Origin of the sequence: Streptomyces sp. UNOC14_S4, assembly GCF_020740835.1 — a bacterium.
Taxonomy (GTDB): domain Bacteria; phylum Actinomycetota; class Actinomycetes; order Streptomycetales; family Streptomycetaceae; genus Streptomyces.
This window is the reverse complement of record NZ_JAINFC010000727.1, coordinates 1-2842: the sequence shown is the minus strand read 5'-3', so window position 1 is coordinate 2842 and position 2842 is coordinate 1. Positions and strand designations below refer to the sequence as shown.

The 2842-nt window shown below is 71.4% G+C and carries 3 protein-coding genes; 1 reads left to right on the top strand and 2 read right to left on the bottom strand.

Annotated features, from left to right (window positions below; all coding sequences use genetic code 11):
• Window positions 1-136 precede the first annotated feature (136 nt).
• On the bottom strand, window positions 137-1150 hold the full coding sequence (locus K6I34_RS34975) for a hydroxyacid dehydrogenase (protein WP_374231106.1): 1014 nt from the start codon (window positions 1148-1150) through the stop codon (window positions 137-139).
• 75 nt (window positions 1151-1225) lie between these two features.
• Here K6I34_RS34975 and K6I34_RS34970 point away from each other — a divergent pair, with 75 nt between their 5' ends.
• Window positions 1226-1762, top strand: coding sequence for a GNAT family N-acetyltransferase (locus K6I34_RS34970; RefSeq protein ID WP_229332059.1), 537 nt, complete (start codon window positions 1226-1228; stop codon window positions 1760-1762).
• A 13-nt stretch (window positions 1763-1775) separates the two neighbouring features.
• Here the strand turns inward: K6I34_RS34970 and K6I34_RS34965 are convergent.
• A partial coding sequence (locus K6I34_RS34965; RefSeq protein ID WP_229332058.1) for a TraG/TraD/VirD4 family protein occupies window positions 1776-2842 on the bottom strand: 1067 nt, incomplete at its 5' end.

The window sequence follows — 2842 nt, the reverse complement described above, 5'->3', positions numbered from 1 at the left end:
CCGGAAGCTAAGCCTTTCAGCGCCGATGGTACTGCATGGGGGACCGTGTGGGAGAGTAGGACGCCGCCGAACAAATTTTAGATGGAAGAGCCCCGACAGGTTTGTCGGGGCTCTTCTGCATTTCCGGGGTATTTCCTTACGCCAGTCGCTGCAATTCCTCCCGCGTGACCCCGCCCAGCAACGGCTCGCCGCGCACCCATCGCTCCACCTCCGCGACCGCGTAGGCCCCGAGCCGTCGGGCCTCGCTGCCCTGTGCCCCCGCGATGTGCGGGGTGACCATCACATTCGGCAGTCTCAGCAGCGGATGACCCATGGGCAGTGGCTCGGGATCGGTGACGTCGAGGAAGGCGTCCAGGCGGCCGGCCACGCATTCCCGTGTGAGGGCGTCCGTGGCGACGATCGAGCCGCGTGCCGTGTTGATGACCGTGCCGCCGTCCGGGATGAGCGCGAGATGCGCGGCGTCCAGCATGTGGCGCGTCTCGGGTGTCTCCGGAGCGTGCACCGTGACGATGCTCGAGGCACGGCACAACTCCGCCAGCCCGACGGGTTCGGCGCCCAGTCGCCCCGCCTCGGCGTCGGTCACATACGGATCGTGGAGCAGCAGTCGGTATCCCGCCTCGGCGGCCCGCAGCCGTGCCAGGACGCGGCGGCCGACGCGCGACGCGCCGATGATTCCGACCGTGCGGCCGTCGGCGCCCCGGCGCTCCAGGAAATCGGGCCAGATCGCCTCGTAGGCCGCGGCGGTTCCGAGTGCCCGCTTCGCGGCGAGGGAGATCGCGGCGACCGTGAAGTCGGCGACAGGGCCCGCGTTGGCGTCCGCGGCCGACGACACGAGGATTCCCCGTTCCCAGATCCCGTCCGACACCAGGTTCTTCACCGAGCCCGCCGCGTGCACCACCGCTCGCAGCCGCGGTGCGGCGTTCAGTACCCCCTCCGTCAACCGGGGACATCCCCACCCCGTGAGGAGTACCTCCACACGGTTCAGCGCCGCACGTGCCGTCGGCGCTGTGAGAGTTCGTGACAGCACTCCGGGGACCAGGTCCGCCGACGCGGCGAGGCGGGTCCACAACTCCGGTGGGAGGACGGCCGGTGCCACGTCCTGTCCCATGACCGCCACCACGACCACTCGCTCTGTCCCGCCACCGTTCATGGGCCTCCCTCTGCCCGTGCCGGCGCGAGGGAAAACACATTGCCCGGCCCCACAGGGGGCGTTGAGTATCAGTGGATGGAACACACCATCAGACTTGTGCGCCCCGAAGAGTGGCGGGAGGCCAGGGAACTGCGGCTGCTCGCGCTCTCCGACCCCGTCGCGCCGATCGCTTTTCTCACCACGTACGACGAGGCCGTCGCACGGACCGACGAGCGCTGGCAGCAGATGGCGCACACACCGTCGTTCGTCGCCGAGGGACCCGACGGCGAATGGGCGGGAAGCGTGACCATCCTGGTGGAAGTGCCGGGCGACGACAGTGTTTTCGGCGGCGGCCCGGTGGTGCCGCAGACGCACCTCGTCGGTGTCTTCCTGCGTCCCGAACACCGGGGCACGGGCCTGGCGGAAGCGCTCCTCCAGGCGGCCCTCGACTGGTCCTGGTCACTGGGCGACCCCCGGGTGGAACGGGTGCGGCTGCATGTCCACGAGCGGAACGTCCGGGCGGAGGGTCTGTACCGCAAGCTCGGTTTCGAACGGACAGGGGTGACCGTCCTGATGGAGGGTGACCCGTCCGCGCTGGAGCACGAGATGGCTGTCGGCCGGCCCGCGGTGTAGTCCCGGCGACCGGTCAGCTCCGGTCGGGGAAGCGTGGCCAACGGGCGCGGGCCTGGGTCTCGGAGCGGAGGAGGGCCCACGCCGGGAGCCCCAGGGCCGGGCCCTCCGACAGGAGGGTGGGGAGGGACGGTACCGGCGCCACCGCCGCCACGTCGTCCAGGACGAGGGACAGTGGTGGGTCGAGCCGACCGGCAGATGACCGTCCGGCCATGTCCCGGCCGCGCTCGACCACGCTTGCGACGAGTGCGGTCAGCAGGGGCATCGCACCCGGGCGGGTGCGAGGATCCTCGATGGCCTCGCCCACCACGTACAGGGTTCCCCCTTCCGCGATGAATGATTCCCATGCGAGCGCATCGGCTCGATTTGGGTTGCACGCGTCGCGAATATGGATGGACGACAGGGAATTGAGCGCGCGGGCGGTCAACTCCTGGGCCAGGTCCTTGCGTTCCGGATGGCCGGTGAGCGCGGATTCCAGTTCGCCCGCCGCGCCGCCGGCCGCCTTGGGGTGCGTCCGGAGGATGCGCACCGGCTCGTGCGCGGACTGGCCCTGGGCCCAGCGGTGCACCTGGCGGAACGGGCGGCCGTCGACCGCTGCCGCGTGCAGCCAGCAGCGCAGCAGGATCTCCGCGGTGTCGGCCGTGGCGGAGTCGAGGGCACTGCGCGGGCGCACGGGTGCGAGCAGGGCGGCCGCGCGGGCCGCCGCCGTGTCCCGGACCTCGCAGCCCGTCGTGGGGTTCCACCGGAGGCGGCTCGGGGTGTCGAGCAGGTGGCTCGGATCGAAGACGTGCACCGGTCCGAGCTTCGCGCGCGCGTCCTTTGTCTCCGCCCACAGCGCGGGGTCGCTGGTGGTCACCAGGACCGGCCCCTCGGCGGCGAGGATCGCCCCGACGGCCGCTGAGCGCCTCTCCGGGCCGTAGACGATGTGTTCCGAGGGTGAGGCGGGTTCAGCGCGCTGTGCGGGCACTGAGGCCGTCTCAGAGGCTGCTGGGGGTGCGCCGGGAGGTGGCGCGGCAGGTGTGTCGGTCACGGTCGGTGTCGTGGCCCCGGTCGTCGTCCCCGGAACCGTCCCCGTCCCCGGCC